Origin of the sequence: Hyalangium gracile, from assembly GCF_020103725.1 — a bacterium.
GTDB lineage: Bacteria > Myxococcota > Myxococcia > Myxococcales > Myxococcaceae > Hyalangium > Hyalangium gracile.
Window position 1 is genome coordinate 873,088 of the sequence record NZ_JAHXBG010000001.1, and the last position, 17,527, is coordinate 890,614.

Below are 17,527 nucleotides of genomic sequence, written 5' to 3' on the forward strand. Positions count from 1 at the left end.
CGCCCCGCGAGTCGAATCAGCGGGGCGGAGGAAGCTGCCAGGCGCGCCTGAGCCAGTAGCCGGGGCGGCGGCGCAGGTGCGCCACGGCCAGCACGACGACGCGCTCGTCTGACACCATGTATGGCAGGGCGAAGGGGAAGCGGGACAACAGGAAGCGATGGATGGGCGGGGTGTGATTCAAGCCGGGCCAGGCAGGGAAGGTGCCGGGGCGCTCCGCAATCACGCGGAGGGCTTTTCGCACCTCTTCGATGAAGTCCTGCCCCAGCTCGGACCCGCGCCGCTCGTACCATTCGGCCGCTGCATCGAGCTCCAGAGAGGCGCTGGGATGGAGTCGAGCAATCAAGGGAGGGCGTTACCGATGACCACCACGCAGCCGTGCGGAGATGCGGTCGAGCACCGCGTCGGCATCCTCGGTCTCGACAGCGCCGGACAGCACGTCTCGAGCACGGCGCTCGAGCTCACGAGCCCACTCCGCTTCGGCGTCCGGATGAGCCTCCTCGTCCTCCAGGCTGACGAGCAGCTTGTGCACGAGGCGGGCGCGTTCCTCGGCTGGGAGCCGCAGTGCGTCCGTGAGAAGGTCATCCGCGCTGGCCATGTCCATGAATCTAGCACACGGTGCGTGCCGACTCAGCCGGGAGGTGGGCCATGAAGGGAGATGTTCGATTGGACCGACTCGGACGGACGGGGCACTCGCTGCCGGTGGTGCGCTAGCCGATGTGGCGCCGGCTCCTGCCCATGCTCGTGGTCATCGGCCTCGGGCTCGCGGTGCTCGCCGCGGGCCTGGGGACGCTGCACGGCATCTTCGTGCGTGAGCGGGAGGAGGGCCGGCGAGCCCTGGAAGACCAACGCCGCGCGCTCGAGCTCTACGCGCGGCGCGCGCTGACGGACGCGCTGCGGCGGGCGATGGAGGAGGCCACGCCGCGGCTCCAGCAGGCCGCGGTGGATCCGCTGGTGCCGGACTCGGACGTGCTCCTCTTCCGCGCCGGGCGCCAGCTCCTGCCACGGACCTCGGCGCCACGGGGAGACGATGCCACCCCCGCCCGCACGGTCCACGAGGTGCTCGAGGCCCAGGGACCCGGCGTGCTCGCCTCGAAGGAGGACCCCGAGGAGCCCTGGGCGGAGCGCCTGCGGCTGATGGACCGCTTCCTGTCGGCGCTGAAGTCCTCCGAGCGCCCGGAGATGGAGCGAGCCCTCCGAGAGTGGCTGGCCCACCGCGCGCGCTTCGTCCTGCCCGTGGCGAAGGACACGGCCGCGGCGGTGTGGCTCCTGGAGCGCTTCCAGGCCACCGGCACGCCGGACCCCATGCTGATGCGCTCGCTCCTGAGGGACGGGGTGCAGGGCGTGAGCGGCTCGCGGGTGGAGGGCCTGCAGCGGGTGCTCCTCGAGCGCCGGGAGGCCTTCGGACGCTCCGACTTCGCGTTCCTCCGCGAGCGCATCGCCCACCTGTCGGAGCTCACGCACGTGGACTACGTGGACTTCAACCAGCGAGCGGAGGCCGAGCCCGGTGCGCGCATCCCCCTGACGCTCCCGCTGACGGAGCCGCAGCTCCGCCCGGAGGGCTGGTACGTCGAGCCCGCGGGGAGGGACGGGGCGCGCGGCGTGAGAGTCGGAGCCACCGCGCTCATCGAGTCCGTGCGAGCGGAGATGCGAGCCCGCGCCCTCCTGGACGAGGACGACCGCCTGCTGCTGTCGCGCACGGACACCCCGGCGCCCCTGTCCACGCTGGCCGTCGCGCTGGAGTCCCCGCGCATGGTGGCGGCCGTCTCGGAGCTGGACTCGGGCTATCGGCTCAAGGCGCTGCTGCTCGGCTTGAGCGGAGCGCTGGCCCTGGCCATCATCGGGCTGGCGGTGCTGGCGCATGAGCGCAAGGCCCGCTTCCTGGCGCTGCGCTCGGAGTTCGTCTCCACCGTCTCGCACGAGCTGCGCACCCCGCTGTCGGCCATCCGGGTCATGGCGGAGACGCTGGAGCGCCGCGTGGGAGGCATGCCGGGGGCGGGCAACTACCCCTCGCGCATCATCGCGGAGGCGGACGCGCTGGGCCGGCTGGTGGAGAACATCCTCACGTACAACCGGCTGGAGAAGGGCCGCTGGGAGTCCCGCCGGGAGCAGGTGCCGCTGGACGCCCTGCTCCAGCGCGTGGTGGAGGATGCCACCGCCCAGAACGCCACCCGCGTGGAGCTGAAGGCCGACGGCCTCACCGGCGCCTCCGTGCCCGGAGACCCGGAGCTGCTGCGCATGCTCTTCTCCAACCTGGTCCACAACGCGTGCCGCTACACGACGCGCACACCCGTGGAGCTGCGAGTGGAGGCGCGCAAGGACGGCGCCACGGTGGTGCGCTTCACCGACAACGGGGTAGGCATCCCCCGGGAGAGCTGGGAGGCCATCTTCGAGGAGTTCCGCCGGCTGCGGCGCGAGGGGCTGCCGGCGCGCGGAGGCAGTGGCCTCGGGCTGGCCATCTGTCGAAGAATCATGACGCTGCACGGCGGCACCGTCCGCGTCGCCGCCTCGAGCCCCGAGGGCACCACGTTCGAACTGACCTTCCCACCCGCATGAACCCACCCGCTGCCGGCGCCCGAGTGCTCGTCGTCGAGGACGATCCGAACCTCCGCCTCACGCTCGTCGACAACCTGGAGGAGGAGGGCTACGCCGTGCAGGCGGCCAGCACCCTGGCCGAGGCCCGCGCGCGGTGGAAGGCCACGGCCTTCGACGTGGTGGTGCTCGACATCATGCTCCCGGACGGAGACGGCTACACGCTCTGCCGCGAGATGCGCCAGGCCGGCACCTCCAGCCGGGTGCTGATGCTCACCGCGCGCACGCTGGAGGACGACGTGGTGCGCGGCTTCGACGTGGGCGCGGACGACTACCTGGCCAAGCCCTACCGCCTGCGAGAGCTGCTGGCGCGCATCCGCGCACTGTCCCGCCGGGGCGCCACGGCCGCGCCACCGGCCGAGGTGCTCGCCTTCGATCGCTTCCGCGTGGACCTGGACTCCCGGCGGCTGCTGGACGCGGGCGGCAAGGCCATGGAGCTGACGCGCACCGAGTTCGACCTGCTCGTCTACCTGCTGCGCAACGCGGGCAAGGCGCTCACGAGGGATCAGATCCTCTCCGCGGTGTGGGGCGAGGACGTCGTCGTGGACGCGCACACCGTGGACAACTTCATCTCCAGCCTGCGCAGGAAGCTGGAGTGGACCGCCGACTCGCGCTTCGAGCTCCGCTCCGTGCGCGGGGTGGGCTACCGGATGGACCTCCACGCCTAGGGTCATCGCGACCCACCGCCTTCACGCGGAGTACGGCGCGTCAGTGTCCGAGAGGGCGGAGTGTTGGCTTCTCATCAAAGAACCGAACCTGCCGGGCATGAGTTCCAGCACTTGCTGCTCGAACGGTCTAGGAGTCAGGGGTGCTCGAAGCGGCCCCCAAGGCGAGCATCCTCCTCGTCGATGATCTCCCAGCCAACCTCCTCGCCCTGGAGGCGCTGCTTGCGCCCTTCGGCCATCGGCTGGTGCAGGCCAGCTCCGGCCAGGAGGCGCTGAGGTGCGCGCTGCTGGAGGACTTCGCCGTCATCCTGATGGACGTGCGGCTGGGGGACATGAGCGGCATCGAGGTGACGGCGATGCTGAGGGATCGCGAGCGCACCCGGCACACGCCCGTGCTGCTGATGACGGCGGCCAGCAGCGATGAGCGCGAGCTGCTCGAGGGCTACGCGCACGGCGCGGTGGACTACCTGCGCAAGCCGCTGGTGCCGGAGGTGCTGCGCGCCAAGGTGGCCGTCTTCGTGGACCTCTACCGCGCGCGCGAGTCCGTGCGGCGCCACGAGGAGCGGCTGCGAGCCCAGGAGCGCGCGGCGCTGGAGAGCGCGCACCGCGAGCGGCTCCACCACCTGCTGATCCAGGCCCCGGCGGCCATCTCCATCCTCCGGGGGAGGGACCTCATCTTCGAGTTCGTCAACCCGCTCTACGAGAAGATCATCGGCCGCTCCATCCCGATGGGCAGGCCGCTGACGGAGGTCATCCCCGAGCTCGAGCAGGATCCGCGGTCGCTGGAGCGGCTGCGGCGCGTGCTGGACACGGGCGAGCTCTACGTGGGCACGGAGATCTCCAGCAGGTGGGATCGCCAGGGCACGGGGCGGATGGAGGAGAGCTTCTTCAACCTCTTCTACCAGCCGGTGAGGGACGAGCACGGCCACATCTCGGGGGTGCTCACCTTCTCGGTGGAGGTGACCGAGCAGGTGCTCGCCCGGCGCAAGGCGGAGAGCCTGGCGGCGGACCTCAACCAGCTCAACGCCGAGCTCGAGCACCGCGTCCGGGAGCGCACCGCGCAGCTCCAGGAGGCCAACCGCGAGCTGGAGTCCTTCAGCTACTCGGTCTCCCACGACCTGCGCGCCCCGCTGCGCCACATCACCGGCTTCGCCCAGCTCCTGGCGCGAAGGGCGGGCTCGAAGCTGGACGAGGCCTCGCGAGGCTACCTGGACACCATCATCTCCGCCGCGCAGCAGGGCGGCACGCTCATCGACGATCTGCTCTCCTTCTCACGCATGAGCCGGGCGGAGCTGCACAAGCGCCCGGTGGACCTGCGAGCGCTCATGGAGGAGGTCCGCCACGAGCTGGAGGCCGACGCGAGCGGGCGTGCCGTCGAGTGGCGCATCGGCGCGCTGCCGCGGGTGGAGGCGGATCCGGCGCTGCTGCGCCAGGTGGTGCGCAACCTGCTGAGCAACGCGCTGAAGTACACTCGGCCCAGGCCTCGGGCCGTCATCGAGGTGGGCGCCCAGCCGGAGGGCGAGGACGTGGAGGTGTGGGTGCGCGACAACGGCGTGGGCTTCGAGATGCAGTACGTGGACAAGCTCTTCGGCGTCTTCCAGCGGCTGCACACCGCCGACGAGTTCGAGGGCACCGGCATCGGATTGGCGAACGTTCGGCGTATCATCTCGAGACACGGGGGCAGGACCTGGGCGGAAGGCCTCCCGGGGCAGGGCGCCACATTCCACTTCTCGCTGCCTCGCGCAGCACCCATGAAGGACGGCCACCGCGGTGAGTGAACTCAAGAGAATCCTCCTGGTGGAGGACAGCGCCAACGACGTGGCTCTCTCGATGGCCGCGCTGGAGGAGATCAACCTGGCCAACGAGGTCGTCGTGGTGCGCGACGGCCAGCAGGCGCTCGACTTCCTGCGACGCCAGGGGACCTACGCGGGGCGCACCGACGGAAACCCGGCCGTGGTGCTGCTGGACCTGAAGCTCCCCAAGGTGGACGGAATCGAGGTGCTCGCGCAGGTGAAGAAGGATCCGGAGCTGAAGACGATCCCCATCGTGATGCTGACCTCCTCGCGAGAGGAGAGGGACCTGGCGCGCAGCTACGGACTGGGCGTGAACGCCTATGTGGTGAAGCCGGTGGCCTTTCCGGACTTCGTCTCGGCGCTGAAGGAGCTGGGGCTGTTCTGGGCCGTGGTCAACCAGCCGCCACCGGGGTCCATCACTCAACCCCCTCGGAGGTAGGGCCATGCAGAGCGCCGCGTCAGAGCTGGAACCGCATGCCTCCGAGCGGCCGCTGCTCCTGCTGCTCTTGGAGGACAGCGAGCTGGACGCCCGGCTCCTGCGCGCGCAGCTGGACGAGGCGGGGCTCACCTTCCACCTGGAGCGCGTGAGCCACCGCGAGGACTTCATGCGGGCGCTCGCGCGGGGGCACTACGATCTCATCCTCTCCGACTACAATGTTCCAGGCTTCGACGGCCTGAGCGCCTTGAACGCGGCGCGCCGGTTCCTGCCGGACACGCCCTTCCTCTTCGTCACCGGCGCGCTGGGAGACGAGCGGGCCATCGAGCTGCTCAAGCGGGGCGCGACGGACTACATCCTCAAGGATCGGCTGGAGCGCCTGGTGCCGAGCATGAGGCGGGCCCTGCGGGAGGTGGAGACGGAGGTGCGGCGTCGGCACACCGAGGAGGCGCTGCGCAGGTCCGAGGAGCGCTACCAGCTGGTGATGCGGGCCACCAGCGACGTCGTCCGGGACTGGGAGCTGGAGACGGACTCGGTGCACTGGAGCGATGCCGTCGAGCAGGTGCTCGGCTGCCCGAGGGCCGCGCTGGGAAGTGACGTGGAGGGGTGGACGCGGCGCATCCACCCGGAGGATCGCGAGCGCGTCGGCGAGGGGCTGCGGAGCACGCTCGCCGCGCGGACGGACCGTTGGCAGGACGAGTACCGTTTCCAGCGGGAGGACGGCAGCTACGTGGTGGTGGCGGACCGGGGCTACATCGTCCGGGACGCGGAGGGCCGGGCCCAGCGCATGGTGGGAGCCATCCAGGACGTCACCGAGGCCCGACGCTCCGAGGAGGAGCGGCAGCGCCTGCTGAGCGAGGCGAAGCGCCGGGTGGAGTTCGAGCAGCAGCTGGTGGGCATCGTGAGCCATGACTTGCGGGGCCCGCTGAACGCCATCCTGGCGGGGGCCTCGATGATGTTGCAGCGCGACAGCATCGAGCCGTGGCAGGCGAAGACGGTGGCGCGCATCCTGTCCTGCGCGGAGCGGTCCAACCGGCTGATCCGGGACCTGCTCGACTTCACGCAGGCGCGGATGGGGGGCGGCATCCCGGTGAGGCCTGCGCCGGTGGACCTGCACGAGGTTACGCTGCAGGTGGTGGAGGAGGCGCGGGCCGGGCACGTGGAGCGGGACATCCAGGTGAGCCAGAGCGGGGATGGGCGGGGGCAGTGGGACGCGGACCGCATCTCCCAGGTGGTGTCCAACCTGGTGACGAACGCGCTGAAGTACAGCCTGGAGAAGACGCCGGTGCGGGTGGAGACGCGGGGCGAGGGCGAGCGGATGGTGCTGTGCGTGCACAACCAGGGAGAGCCGATCGCGGCGGACCTGCTGCCGCGAATCTTCGAGCCGCTGCGGCGAGGCAAGCGGCGGGCGAGCCGCTCGGACCGGAGCATCGGCCTGGGGCTCTACATCGTGCGGGAGTTGGTGCTGGCGCACGGAGGCACCGTGGACGTGACGTCCACGGAGGCGGAGGGCACCACCTTCACCGTCTCGCTGCCGCGCACGCCCCCGGCTGCCGCGGAGGCCCCCGCGGGCGGCTGACGGGAGCCGCGAGCCACGACTGAGTGGGGCCGAAGAAGTTTTTCACGCTCCCTGTAAGCCCGCGTCCGGTCCACCCCCCTGTCGGTCGCTTTCGGTCCGAACTGGTCTGCTTGTCATACCAGTTGGCCACCAATCGACCGACAGGGCGCCGGGGCTCAGGGCGCAAGGCGCTCCTGGACGAGCTCGGTCTTCTTCGCCGGAGGCGGCTCGGACTCGGGGCGCAGCGCCTTCACGAGCGCCATCATCTGGGCCACCAGGGTGGTGAGCGCCTGACCCTCCTGGGTGCCGGCGCCGGCGCCGATGGAGATGGACTTCAGCTCCTGGGGCTGCGGCAGCTTCTCGGCGATGGTGGGCAGCAGCTCCACGAGCCGCGCCTGGACGTTGGAGGGGCTGAGCTCGTTCAGGACGCGCTGGCGGCGCTCGAGCAGCTCCAGCTCCACGTGGGCCTGCCGGTTGGCGGCCTCGCGCTCGGCATCCAGCACGGCGATGCCGGCGAGGGCATCGCGCTGACGCTGGGCGGCCTCCACCTCGTGCTTGCGCTGGGCCAGCTCGGCCTCCACGGCGAGGCGCGCCTTCTCCAGCTCGGCGAACTGGAGGGAGGACTGCTGGCGCTCGACGGCGAGCTTGCGCGCATCGTCCTCCTCGCGGTGCTGGCGACGCAGCCGCTCGGTCTGCTCTCGGTCGTAGGTCTCGGCCTCCTTCTGGGAGCGCAGCAGGGCCAGCTCACTCTCGGTCTCCAGGCGGGAGCGAGAGCGCTCCTGCTCGACCTGGAGCTCGCGGCGGGAGATGGCCTCCTCTGTCTCCAGCGTGGCGAGGCGGGCCACGCGCTCACGCTCGGCGCGGAAGGGCTTCTGCAGGCTCTCCCAGAGGCGGGCGGAGCTGACGACGGCCTCCTTGATCTGCACGGTGACGATGCGCAGGCCCAGGCCCTTGTCGCTGCCGCCGCCGCCCTCGGCGACCTGGCGGAGGCGGGCGGTGAGCTCCTCGATGATGGGCTGCTTGTCGGAGAGCACGGCGTCGATGCTCATGGTGGCCACCTTGTCCTTGATGGCGGCCTCGGCCTGCTCGCGGAGCTGGACGTTGACCACGCGCATGGGGTCCTCGGCGTCGGTGAAGTCCAGCTTCTTGTAGGCGGTGGCGAAGTCCTCGATGATCCACTGCACGTAGCCCTGGACGAGCAGCCCCTGGAGCTCGCGGCAGATGCAGTGGGCGTTGATGAGGATGGTCTGCATCGCGCCAGGGACGACGAGGAACGAGTCGGTGGCGGGGTTGAAGCGGAAGGAGACGCCCAGGCCGATGTGCAGCGGCTTGTCGTGGCCGCGGCGGGTGTGGACGACGTAGGCGTTGGGCGGGACGACGACGGTGCGCCACCGCCAGAAGCCGGTGATGCGTACATCCACGGCGTTGCCGCCGGGCATCTCGGGGGGAGGGGGGGCACCGCCGCGCCGCCGGGGCGCCGCGTTCTGTTGGGCGATGGCATGGGGTGCGGCCATCTTCCGGGCCTTGAGGTCCACCTCGAGGCGCTGCTGCTGCTCCTGGACCTGATCCAGGTAATCGTTGCGCATGGAGTTCATCGTCTTCCCCGCCCCCAGGGCCCCGGGCTGGCGCCGACCGTCGGCACGCGTGCCCGGAGGCTCGAAAGGCCCCATCTAACCAGAACGACGTCCCCGAGGGATCCACCTCCCCGGCTTCCCACGGGGACACAGGCTTGCGAGACTCTCCCTCGGGAGGGCTCATATGCGCACGTGGGTGCTGGGGATCGCAGGAGCCGCGGCCATCGCCGCGATCGCCGTGCTGGGGCTGAGCCTCTGGAGAGAGCCCTCCCCCGAGGCCTCCGAGAAGGCGCCGCGCCCGAAGGGTGCGCGCGCGACGACGTGGGCGAGGCCTCATGCCGAACCGACACCTCTACCGAGTGGCAGTCTGAGCATTCGCGGCGTCGTGCGAGACGCCCAGGGGCCCGTGGCCGGAGTCCGTGTGTCCGCGACGCGCCCTACGCCTGGAGAGACGCTCTCGGAGCTCCCGTGCCCGACGGGCTCGAGCAGCGACGCGAGCCCAAAGGCGAAGACGCTCCCTTACTGCCTGGACGAGGTGGGCGCCCTGGTGCTGGAGCTCGTTAGCGCGCGCGAGGGCGAGGCGCCCGTGTACGCCGAGACCGTCACGGCGGCGGACGGCGCCTTCGTGCTCGCGGGCCTGCCGGAAGGCGACTTCACGCTCTGGGCGCTCGGCGAGCAGGGGGCGCAGCTTCAGTCCGGCGTGAAGGCGGGGGCCCAGGCGGTGGAGCTGCTGCTGGACGAGGGGAGGATGTGGGAGGGCATCGTCGTGGATCCGGAGGAGCAGCCCGTGGAGGGAGTGGCGTTGACCATCCTGCACAAGTGGCACACCCGCTTCTTCGACACGCGGAGCGGAGAGGATGGGCGCTTCCGCATCGGGCCGCTGCCGAAGGGGGAGTACGCCCTGACCGCCGAGCGCGAGGGCTGGCTGCCGACGTTCCGGTCCCACGGGTTCTCGAAGCCGCTGAAGAGCAAGGTGGTGCTCGTCCGCCCGAGTCGCCTCGCGGGCCGCGTGCTGCGCGATGGGGCCCCCGCGCCGGACGTCGAGGTGTCGGTGAAGGCGGAGCAGTGTGTGACGTTCACGGAACAGAAGCTGCGGACGAGCGCGGAGGGGCGCTTCTCGCTGGAGCGGTTGGGGCCGTGCACCTACGAATTCACGGCGGAGCGGGACGGGCTGTACGCCGTTGACCAGGTCGAGCTGGAGCCGACGGAGCCCTCGCCGGAGCTGGTGCTGAACCTGGGCCAGGCGCTCCACATGGAGGGCACGGTGCGAGACGAGACGGGCCAGCCGGTGGAGGGCGCGACGGTGAGCGTGAGCCCGGACAGGGGATACTTCCGGTTCTGGGAGTTCGTCACGAAGGCGGACGGACGCTACCGGGTGGGGCCGATGGAGCCGGGCACCTACGAGTTCGACATCAAGCGCTCGGGCTACGTCGAAGTGCTGAGCGAGGAGCACGAGCTCGAGCAGGGTGGCAAGCCGGTGGACCTGACGCTCCGGCGGGCTGCCATCGTGTCCGGAGTGGTGGTGGATGAAGAGGGCAGTCCCGTCGCGGACATCCGGCTCCAGCTGGACCGCAGCAGCGAGGACTCGGAAGAATCCTCCCCGCGCGGGGACACGGCTACATCGGATGCGCAGGGCCGCTTCTCCCTGGATGCGCCTGGAGCAGGCGCCTGGGACCTTCGAATCGATGACAAGCGGTTCATCTCGCAGCGCCTGTCCATCCAGGCGCCCGCCTCGGATCTTCGAGTCATTCTGCGGCGGGGGGCCACGGTGGTGGGGACGGTCACCGACGAGCATGCGGTTGCGCAGGCGAGCGTCTCCGTCACGCTGTGGGTGGAGGTAACGGAGCAGGGGGAGGCATCCTCCGTCCGGCACGCAAGGACGGACTCGCAGGGGCGCTTCACCCTCCGAGGACTCCGCCCGGGGCGTTTCATGGTCGAGGCGAAGGCCGATCAGGATGGAATGGAGCGCGCGACCGCGAAGCCCGTCGAGCTCCGGGGCACCGAACAGGCGGCGGTGGCGCTGCGCTTCACGGCGGGGCGGACGCTGTCCGGCATCGTGGTGGACGGCCACGGCGAGCCGGTCGCGGACGCGTTCATTCAGGCCCAGGCTCCGCTCAGGGCCGCCCCCCCCTGGCGGCGGCACGTCATCTCGTGTGGAACGGGGCGGGACATGGGAGTGCACACCGGCCCGGACGGACGCTTCACCCTGAAGCACCTCGTCGAGGGCACCTACGAGCTGAGTGCCTGGAAGGCGGGCTACACCTTCGTGCCCGCGAGGGCGCATGGAGCCACGCGCTCGAGCCGGGACGCCCTGCTCGTCGGCGAGGGGACGACCGAGGTGCGCGTCGTGCTGGAGCGAGATGGACGCATCCGGGGGCGGGTCGTCGGGCCGGACGGCGGGCCGCTGCGCCACTTCACCGTGAATGGGATGTCCTTTTCCGGGCCGACCGGCACCTTCGAGCAGTCCTTCAAGAATTCAGGCGTCGAGCAGCTCGAGCTCGCCGCGCCGAAGCTGGCCACCGTGCTGCGCTCCGTGAAGGTCCAGGAGGGCGTCGACGTGGAGCTGGGGGACGTGAGGCTGGGGCCGGGCCGCCGGGTGACGGGACGTGTGCTGGACGCGGAGACGGGCGCGCCCATCGCGGATGCGGAGGTCCGGTTCATGGACGAGGTTCCAGGTCTGGTGCGGAGCGTCATGGAATCCAGGCCTGTCCGCACGGGTGCGGACGGCACCTTCGAGTTTCCGCGGGTGGACGACCGGCCGCTCACGCTCGAGGCTCAGGGCGAGGGCTACCGCTCGAGTCGAGTGGCCCTGGGCTCGGGGGAAGAGTCGGTGACGGTGCGGCTCGATGCGGGGGCGAGCATCGAGCTCACGATTCGAGACCACGAGGGCAAGCCGGTCCGAGCGAACGTGATGTTCGAGCAGGAGGACGGCTCCGAGCGGCAGGTGATCCAGGTGCTCCAGGGCACGAGAGTGGCCCGGGGAGTGGAGCCAGGCCTCTACCAGGCGCATGTCGTCGCGCGCCGCGGGCGCCACCAGGGCATCTTCCTGCCCCAGCAGGTGCGGATCCCCGAGCGCGGCCAGGTGGTGGTGAGCTTCGTGGAGCGCAGGGAGGGCACGACGCTGGTGCTGCGAGCGGAAGGCGCCACCAGCGCCATCCTGCTCCCGGGGATGGCGCCTCCACCGGTCTCCGAGGAGAGCTTGAGCCGCTGGCGAAGGCGAGGGCTGCACGCGGCGGAGGAGGGGGGCGTGCTGAAGTTCGAGTCCCTCCCGCCGGGGCGTGCCACGGTCCTCCTGCTCGCGGAGCCGGAGGATGCGTCCACCCGGTTCCACCTGGAGGAACTGGAGCTGCCGGCGGAGGGCATGGTGGAGCGGGTGGTGCACCCGCGCTGGCAGCCGCTGCCGGAGAAGTAGACGGCCGGCTCAGCTCTTGCGGAGCACGGCCAGGGCGTCCACGAGGGCGGAGGTGTAGTCGGCGAAGCCATCGGGAGGCTTCATGCCGGCGCGGACGACACAGCCCTTGTTGCCCAGCACGCCGAAGAGGGCGCCGGGGGAGTCGAAGTAGGCGCCGCGGAAGGCGTCCTGGATCATCTGGGCCTGCTGCTCGGGGTTCATCTTGGTCCAGGGCTTGCCCTGGCGGAGCGCCTTGGCGAAGTCGTAGCCATCGCCGAGGGTCTGCGCCCAGAGGGCATTGGGGATGTAGCCCCAGCCGCCGTGCTGGTACTGCCAGACGTGGACGAGCTCGTGGACGATGATGGAGACGTACTGCGAGGGGTAGGCGTAGGCCTTGCCGGGCAGCATGACGGAGTTGGCGGCGGTGTAGGCGCGGCTGCCGTTGATGAGCTCGGTGAAGGAGCCCATCTTCTCGATGCGAACGGGCGTGTAGTTGAGGCCCGAGGCGAACACCTTGCGAGCGGCCAGGAGCTCGGACTCGCTGAGCGAGCGCTTGTTGGGCTGTTTCGCGGTGGCGCTCACGGCGCCGCTGACCACCTGGATCGGGGGGGCCTGCGGAGTGGCTCCCGAGGGTGGAGAGGCTTGAGGTTCGGGTTCGATCTTGGCGCCCATGGCCCAGGCTCCTGAAGGGGACTCAGGCAGAAGCGTACCGCAGGAGGCTGAAAACCCGGGTGCGGGGGCGGGGGCGGAGGTTTCGAGCACTGGACATCTGCCCTCGGCGGGCGGCCAGGCACGGAAGGGAGCGGCGGGAGCCCGGAGCGGCTGCGCGCGGCGTCATGTGTTCCGAATTCGGAATATCCGAACATGGAATTCTGGTAGGAGGGAGGGATGAAGCCGCTTCGACTCATCCTGGAAGTGCATCGGGCCACGCACCGCATCGGGCTGTTCCTGGAGGGGGCGGTGCCCCCGCTGGACGTGTCACAGGGGGAGGCGCACCTGCTGGCGTGGTTGCTGGAGGCGGGAGACTCGCCGATGAGCGCGCTGCACGCGGCCTTCGCGCACAAGCGCTCGACGCTGACGAGCTACGTGGATCGGCTGGAGGCGAAGAAGCTGGTGAGGCGGGAGCTGAGAGCGGAGGACCGGCGCTCGTTCCAGGTGTGCCTGACGGCGGCGGGGAAGGCGCTAGCGGCGCGAGTGCATCGGCACCTGGAGACGCTGGAGGCGGCGGTGCTGGAGCAGGTGGGGGAGCGGGACGTGGAGGGCTTCACGAAGGTGCTCGAGGCACTGATCGAGCAGAGCGAGAGCGAGGCGCCGCGGGCACGACGCAAGGGAGGCACGACATGAGCAGCGGAGAGCTGTCGGACGCGGAGTTCCTGAGGGCGGTGGAGACGGTGAACTACCCGGGGAAGTTCGGGCACCTGAGCCACCTGCGGCTGGCGTGGCTGTGCCTGAGGGCGCACGGCTTCGAGGGAGGGCTGGAGCGGATCCGCGCGATGGTGCTGAACTTCGCGACGACGCTGGGAGCGACGGACAAGTTCCACGAGACGATGACGCGGGCCTGGGCGGAGAGCATGCAGGCGGCGCTGGACGCGACGCCGGACCTCGACACGTTCGAGGGCTTCCTGGCGGCGCACCCGAGGCTGCTGGACGTGCGGCTGTTGGGGCGGCACTACCGGAAGGAGACGTTGGACTCGCCGGCGGCGAAGGCGGGCTGGGTGCCGCCGGATCTGGAGCCGCTGCCGAGCCGGAGGCAGGCGAGCCGCTGAAGGAGGCGGTTGCCTCGAAGCAGGGGCTGTGGTCCATGTGGGGGCCATGACTCGCGCCCTGCTGTTGGTGGTGTCCGTAGCGGTGCTCACGGCCTGTCAGACGACGCGGACGGTGACGCTGGTCGGGATGAGCGACTACCACTCGCACGCGGTGCCCTTCACCTCGGAGGGAGAAGCGGGGCGGGGCGGGGTGGCGAGAGCGCTGGCCTATATCAAGGAGGCGAAGGGGCGCGGGGACACGCTGGTGCTCTCGGGAGGAGACACGCTGAACAAGGGCGTGCCCACGTGGAGTGACGAGTACCAGTGCGTGGAGTGGCCGTGGTTCAACGGCTGGGTGGACGCGATGGCGCTGGGCAACCACGACCTGGACTACGGGGCGGAGGCCTTCGAGCGGTGCCGGGCGGCCATCACCTACCCGGTGCTGAGCGCGAACCTGGTGAAGGAGGACGGGACGCCCTACTTCCAGGAGGAAGGGCGAGCCTGGCTGGTGCGGGAGGTGGGAGGAGTCCGGCTGGGGCTGTTCGCGGTAGCGGGGCCGGACATGGAGAAGCTGGTGAAGCCGGAGCACCTGCCAGCGGGGACGCGCTGGACGGACGGGAGGGAGGCGGCGAGGCGCATCGTGACGGAGCTGCGCGAGCGGGAGCGGGTGGACGCGGTGGTGCTCATCGGCCACCAGTCGCGCGAGGACGACGAGGCGCTGGCGAGAGAGGTACCGGGCATCGACGTCATTCTAGGGACGCACTCGCACTACCGAGGCGAGCTGCGGCTGATTCCCGGGACGCGGACGTACTACGTGTCGCCCTACCAGTACCTGGCATACCTCTCGGAGGTGCGGCTGCACTTCAAGGGAGGGAAGCTCGAGCAGGTGACGGGAGGGCTGGTGAAGCTGGACGCGAGCCGTCCGGAGGATCCGGAGGTAGCGGCGAAGGTGGCGGAGCTGCAGCGGCGCCTGAAGGAGAAGCGGCCGGAGCGCTTCGAGGTGCTCGGGAGGCTGCCGCGAGCCTTACCGGACGAGGGTGTCTCCACGGGAGAGGCGCCGATAGGCCGGTGGGCAACGGAAGTGCTGCGGCACGCCTCGGGAGCGCATGCATTCTTCGCCACCTCCTCGAGCTTCCGGGGAGGGCTGCCCGCGGGAGAGGTGACGGTGGAGGACTTCCACGCGGCCATCCCCTACCGGAACGTGGTGGTGCTGGCGGAGATGACGGGAGCGCAGCTCCTGGAGTGGCTGGCGCTGGTGGAGTCGAGGCGAGGGGCGGACGGCTTCAGCCAGTTCAGCGGGGTGCGGTACACGGTGAAGGACGGCAAGCCGGCGGAGGTGGAGCTGCTGAAGGACCCCGCGCACCCGGAGGCGGGCTACACGCGGCTGGAGCCGGAGGCGACGTATCGAGTGGGGACGATGGACTTCCAGGCCTACAAGGCTCAGGGCTATCGAGAGCTGTTCGCGAAGGCGAGCAACCCGAGGCGCACGGAGCTGGACATCCACACCCTGCTCATCGAGGCGCTGAAGGCGGGAGGAGCCGAGCCCGCCCCTGGGCGCTGACTCACGGCCCGGAGACGCCGTGCTCGCGCATCCACTTGTCGAGGCCCGCCCGGGCGGTGGCGCGCACCTTGTTCTTCAGGAAGGGGGTCCACCCGAGCAGCATTCCCATGGGGCCGAGGGCCTGGCTGGACCAGCGATGGAAGTCGAAGTGGTCGCGGTGGCGGAGGATCTTCCCGTCGCGGAACTCGAACTCGCCGTCGATGCGGTTGAGGACCTTCCGGCCGGTGGCGCTGAAGGTGTAGCGAGCGTCCCAGTGGGCGCGGCCGGTGCGGTCATCGGCCTGGATGCCGCTGAACTCGAGGGTGAGGTCCGTGCCTCGCTCGATGAGCATGCGCCACATGGAGGTGACGCCGGCATGGCGCAGGCCGACGAAGACGGCGTCGGAGAACTCGGCATCCGGGTGGTAGCAGGAGGCCATGGTGTCGGCATCGCGCCGCTGGAAGGCCGAGTAGAAGGTGGTGAGGAGCTGGGCGTTGGGGTGCATGGGGGGCAGGTGTTAGCAGACTCCCGGCGTGGGTGGTGAGGGTGGGAGCTGTAGGGAGTCGAACGGGGGGAGTGCGGTTGTGCTCAGCACGGGAGCGCGGGCATGGCAGAGTGGGGCCATGGCGCGAGACATCGTTATCTGGCCCCACAAGGTACTGACTTCGGCAACGCAGCCTGTCACGGACTTCGGACCGGCCCTGGAGAAGCTGTTGAGCGAGATGCACGAGGCGGTGATTGAGGCCAAGGGCATCGGCATCGCGGCGAACCAGCTGGGAGAGCCCCTCCGGGTGGCGCTGGTGGGCCGCGAGGACGGGACCTTCTTCGAGATCGTCAATCCGCAGGTGCTGGAGCGCTCGGAGGACATCACCCTGGAGGAGGCGTGCCTCTCGGTGCCGGAGGCCTGGGAGAAGACGCCGCGCTTCAAGAAGGTGAAGGTGCGCTACCAGGACAAGACGGGGCAGTGGCACGAGGTGGAGGCGGAGGGGCGGCTGGCGCACGTGTTCCAGCACGAGATCGACCACCTGGACGGACACGTCTTCGTGGAGCTCCTGTCGAGCCTGAAGCGCAGCCTCATCCAGGAGCGGATGAAGAAGCTGCAGAAGGCGCTGAAGCGAAAGAAGGACTGAGCAGCGAGGAAGGCGGGCGCGGCGCTACACTCGAGGCATGAGCGCGGCGCCCCTTCCCGAGCACGTGGCGAGGTTCCGGACGGAGTACCGGAGGACGGAGCCGGGGAAGCGCTACATCGGCTGGGCGCACTTCGCCTTCACGAGCCTGGGCTCGCTGGGGGTGATTGCCTTCGCCGTGAGCCAGCTCTCGGGGGTACGACCGCTCGAGTGGCTGACGGTGCCGGGGAGCTTCCTGCTGGCGAACGTGGCCGAGTACTTCGGGCACCGGGGCCCGATGCACCACCGGACGAAGGGGCTGGGGCTGGTGTACCGGAGGCACACGCAGCAGCACCATCACTTCTTCACCCACGAGGCGATGGCCTACGAGTCCAGCCACGACTTCCGGATGGTGCTCTTCCCGCCGGTGCTGCTGCTCTTCTTCCTGGGAGCCATCGCTACACCCATAGGAGCACTCCTCTTCGCGGTGGGTTCACCGAATATGGGGTGGCTCTTCGTGGCCACGGCGATGGGCTACTTCCTCACCTACGAGTGGCTGCACTTCTGCTACCACCTGCCAGCCGAGCACCCGCTGGCCCGCCTGCCACTGCTGGTGAAGCTGAGGACGCACCACACGGTGCACCACGATTTGGGGCGGATGGGGCGCTACCACTTCAACATCACCTTCCCCATCTGCGACCGGCTCTTCGGGACGCTCTGGTCGCCCGAGGACCAGGCAGGCGCCCAAAAGCGCTGACGGGAGGAAGAGCTCGCGGGGCCTGGGGGGTTCTCACCGACGGAGGCCATGCACACCCTGGCGCCGCTGATCACCTCTTGATCAAGAAGGATTTGACGAGACGGTGACGGGGCGGTAGAGATCCTGTTCCTCCGCGCGGCGTCCTCCGCACAACGGTGTCGAGGTCGTCGGGCGGGGCGGAAATGAAGGGTCAACGAAGTCGGTTGACACAGAACGCGGCAACGAAGTAGAAGCCGCGCCCCTCGACAGGACAGCGAAGCGGAAGCGACGCTGGCCGGAAGAAATCGAGGCCCCAGAAAATTGAATAAGTCACCGGTTGACGGCGGCAGCGGCAAAGAGGTAGAAGCCGCGCCCCTCCGGACGAAAGAAGGGA

The 17,527-nt window shown here is 70.0% G+C and carries 16 protein-coding genes; 11 read left to right on the forward strand and 5 right to left on the reverse strand.

Annotated features, from left to right (window positions below; translation table 11 throughout):
* Positions 1 to 16: 16 nt before the first annotated feature.
* On the reverse strand, positions 17 to 343 hold the full coding sequence (locus KY572_RS03565; protein WP_224240715.1) for a type II toxin-antitoxin system RelE/ParE family toxin: 327 nt from the start codon (positions 341 to 343) through the stop codon (positions 17 to 19).
* A gap of 9 nt (positions 344 to 352) precedes the next feature.
* A complete protein-coding gene (locus KY572_RS03570; protein WP_224240716.1) occupies positions 353 to 595 on the reverse strand; it encodes an addiction module protein in 243 nt (80 codons plus the stop codon).
* 119 nt (positions 596 to 714) lie between these two features.
* Here KY572_RS03570 and KY572_RS47005 point away from each other — a divergent pair, with 119 nt between their 5' ends.
* The 5 genes from KY572_RS47005 (at position 715) to KY572_RS03595 (ending at position 7,062) form a co-directional block, all read left to right on the forward strand.
* The gene (locus KY572_RS47005) at positions 715 to 2,553 is read left to right on the forward strand and encodes a sensor histidine kinase (RefSeq protein ID WP_263451291.1); all 1,839 of its coding nucleotides are present in this window, start codon (positions 715 to 717) and stop codon (positions 2,551 to 2,553) included.
* Positions 2,550 to 3,257 (forward strand): response regulator transcription factor, encoded by a 708-nt coding sequence (locus tag KY572_RS03580; protein ID WP_224240717.1) that lies wholly within the window; start codon positions 2,550 to 2,552, stop codon positions 3,255 to 3,257. Before KY572_RS47005 ends, KY572_RS03580 begins: the two co-directional genes overlap by 4 nt.
* Before the next feature lie 140 nt (positions 3,258 to 3,397).
* The gene (locus KY572_RS47690; protein ID WP_224240718.1) at positions 3,398 to 5,032 is read left to right on the forward strand and encodes an ATP-binding protein; all 1,635 of its coding nucleotides are present in this window, start codon (positions 3,398 to 3,400) and stop codon (positions 5,030 to 5,032) included.
* Positions 5,025 to 5,486 (forward strand): response regulator, encoded by a 462-nt coding sequence (locus tag KY572_RS03590; RefSeq protein ID WP_224240719.1) that lies wholly within the window; start codon positions 5,025 to 5,027, stop codon positions 5,484 to 5,486. Before KY572_RS47690 ends, KY572_RS03590 begins: the two co-directional genes overlap by 8 nt.
* Before the next feature lie 4 nt (positions 5,487 to 5,490).
* On the forward strand, positions 5,491 to 7,062 hold the full coding sequence (locus KY572_RS03595; protein ID WP_224240720.1) for a sensor histidine kinase: 1,572 nt from the start codon (positions 5,491 to 5,493) through the stop codon (positions 7,060 to 7,062).
* A gap of 155 nt (positions 7,063 to 7,217) precedes the next feature.
* Here KY572_RS03595 and KY572_RS03600 read toward each other — a convergent pair whose 3' ends face one another.
* Positions 7,218 to 8,627, reverse strand: a complete 1,410-nt coding sequence (locus KY572_RS03600; RefSeq protein ID WP_224240721.1) for an SPFH domain-containing protein — start codon at positions 8,625 to 8,627, stop codon at positions 7,218 to 7,220.
* 172 nt (positions 8,628 to 8,799) lie between these two features.
* Between KY572_RS03600 and KY572_RS03605 the strand changes: the two genes are divergently transcribed.
* A complete protein-coding gene (locus tag KY572_RS03605; RefSeq protein WP_224240722.1) occupies positions 8,800 to 12,027 on the forward strand; it encodes a carboxypeptidase-like regulatory domain-containing protein in 3,228 nt (1,075 codons plus the stop codon).
* Between the two features lie 9 nt (positions 12,028 to 12,036).
* Here KY572_RS03605 and KY572_RS03610 read toward each other — a convergent pair whose 3' ends face one another.
* Positions 12,037 to 12,678 (reverse strand): hypothetical protein, encoded by a 642-nt coding sequence (locus tag KY572_RS03610; RefSeq protein ID WP_224240723.1) that lies wholly within the window; start codon positions 12,676 to 12,678, stop codon positions 12,037 to 12,039.
* 216 nt (positions 12,679 to 12,894) lie between these two features.
* On the opposite strand from KY572_RS03610, the gene KY572_RS03615 reads away from it, so the two are divergent.
* Genes KY572_RS03615 through KY572_RS03625 form a run of 3 tightly spaced genes read left to right on the forward strand, consistent with a single transcriptional unit; the run spans position 12,895 to position 15,312 of the window.
* Complete coding sequence (locus KY572_RS03615; protein WP_224240724.1) at positions 12,895 to 13,350, forward strand: MarR family winged helix-turn-helix transcriptional regulator; 456 nt, start codon at positions 12,895 to 12,897, stop codon at positions 13,348 to 13,350.
* Positions 13,347 to 13,772, forward strand: coding sequence for a hypothetical protein (locus KY572_RS03620; protein WP_224240725.1), 426 nt, complete (start codon positions 13,347 to 13,349; stop codon positions 13,770 to 13,772). Before KY572_RS03615 ends, KY572_RS03620 begins: the two co-directional genes overlap by 4 nt.
* Before the next feature lie 46 nt (positions 13,773 to 13,818).
* On the forward strand, positions 13,819 to 15,312 hold the full coding sequence (locus KY572_RS03625) for a bifunctional metallophosphatase/5'-nucleotidase (RefSeq protein WP_224240726.1): 1,494 nt from the start codon (positions 13,819 to 13,821) through the stop codon (positions 15,310 to 15,312).
* A gap of 1 nt (position 15,313) precedes the next feature.
* Here KY572_RS03625 and KY572_RS03630 read toward each other — a convergent pair whose 3' ends face one another.
* A complete protein-coding gene (locus tag KY572_RS03630) occupies positions 15,314 to 15,796 on the reverse strand; it encodes a nuclear transport factor 2 family protein (protein WP_224240727.1) in 483 nt (160 codons plus the stop codon).
* 118 nt (positions 15,797 to 15,914) lie between these two features.
* On the opposite strand from KY572_RS03630, the gene def reads away from it, so the two are divergent.
* Both def and KY572_RS03640 read left to right on the forward strand, forming a co-directional pair.
* The gene (def, locus tag KY572_RS03635; protein WP_224240728.1) at positions 15,915 to 16,421 is read left to right on the forward strand and encodes a peptide deformylase; all 507 of its coding nucleotides are present in this window, start codon (positions 15,915 to 15,917) and stop codon (positions 16,419 to 16,421) included.
* A 37-nt stretch (positions 16,422 to 16,458) separates the two neighbouring features.
* Positions 16,459 to 17,154 carry a sterol desaturase family protein gene (locus KY572_RS03640; protein WP_224240729.1) on the forward strand — a complete coding sequence of 232 codons (696 nt, stop codon included), beginning with the start codon at positions 16,459 to 16,461 and terminating at the stop codon, positions 17,152 to 17,154.
* The last annotated feature ends 373 nt before the right edge of the window (positions 17,155 to 17,527 follow it).

Excerpts from the sequence above, each read along its gene's own strand:
- KY572_RS03625 (WP_224240726.1), top strand. The coding sequence starts at position 13,819 with ATGACTCGCGCCCTGCTGTTGGTGGTGTCCGTAGCGGTGCTCACGGCC.
- KY572_RS03615 (WP_224240724.1), top strand. The coding sequence starts at position 12,895 with ATGAAGCCGCTTCGACTCATCCTGGAAGTGCATCGGGCCACGCACCGC.
- KY572_RS03620 (WP_224240725.1), top strand. The coding sequence starts at position 13,347 with ATGAGCAGCGGAGAGCTGTCGGACGCGGAGTTCCTGAGGGCGGTGGAG.
- def (WP_224240728.1), top strand. The coding sequence starts at position 15,915 with ATGGCGCGAGACATCGTTATCTGGCCCCACAAGGTACTGACTTCGGCA.
- KY572_RS03610 (WP_224240723.1), bottom strand. The coding sequence starts at position 12,678 with ATGGGCGCCAAGATCGAACCCGAACCTCAAGCCTCTCCACCCTCGGGA.
- KY572_RS03630 (WP_224240727.1), bottom strand. The coding sequence starts at position 15,796 with ATGCACCCCAACGCCCAGCTCCTCACCACCTTCTACTCGGCCTTCCAG.
- KY572_RS03570 (WP_224240716.1), bottom strand. The coding sequence starts at position 595 with ATGGCCAGCGCGGATGACCTTCTCACGGACGCACTGCGGCTCCCAGCC.
- KY572_RS47005 (WP_263451291.1), top strand. The coding sequence starts at position 715 with ATGTGGCGCCGGCTCCTGCCCATGCTCGTGGTCATCGGCCTCGGGCTC.
- KY572_RS03600 (WP_224240721.1), bottom strand. The coding sequence starts at position 8,627 with ATGCGCAACGATTACCTGGATCAGGTCCAGGAGCAGCAGCAGCGCCTC.
- KY572_RS03580 (WP_224240717.1), top strand. The coding sequence starts at position 2,550 with ATGAACCCACCCGCTGCCGGCGCCCGAGTGCTCGTCGTCGAGGACGAT.
- KY572_RS03605 (WP_224240722.1), top strand. The coding sequence starts at position 8,800 with ATGCGCACGTGGGTGCTGGGGATCGCAGGAGCCGCGGCCATCGCCGCG.
- KY572_RS03640 (WP_224240729.1), top strand. The coding sequence starts at position 16,459 with ATGAGCGCGGCGCCCCTTCCCGAGCACGTGGCGAGGTTCCGGACGGAG.
- KY572_RS03595 (WP_224240720.1), top strand. The coding sequence starts at position 5,491 with ATGCAGAGCGCCGCGTCAGAGCTGGAACCGCATGCCTCCGAGCGGCCG.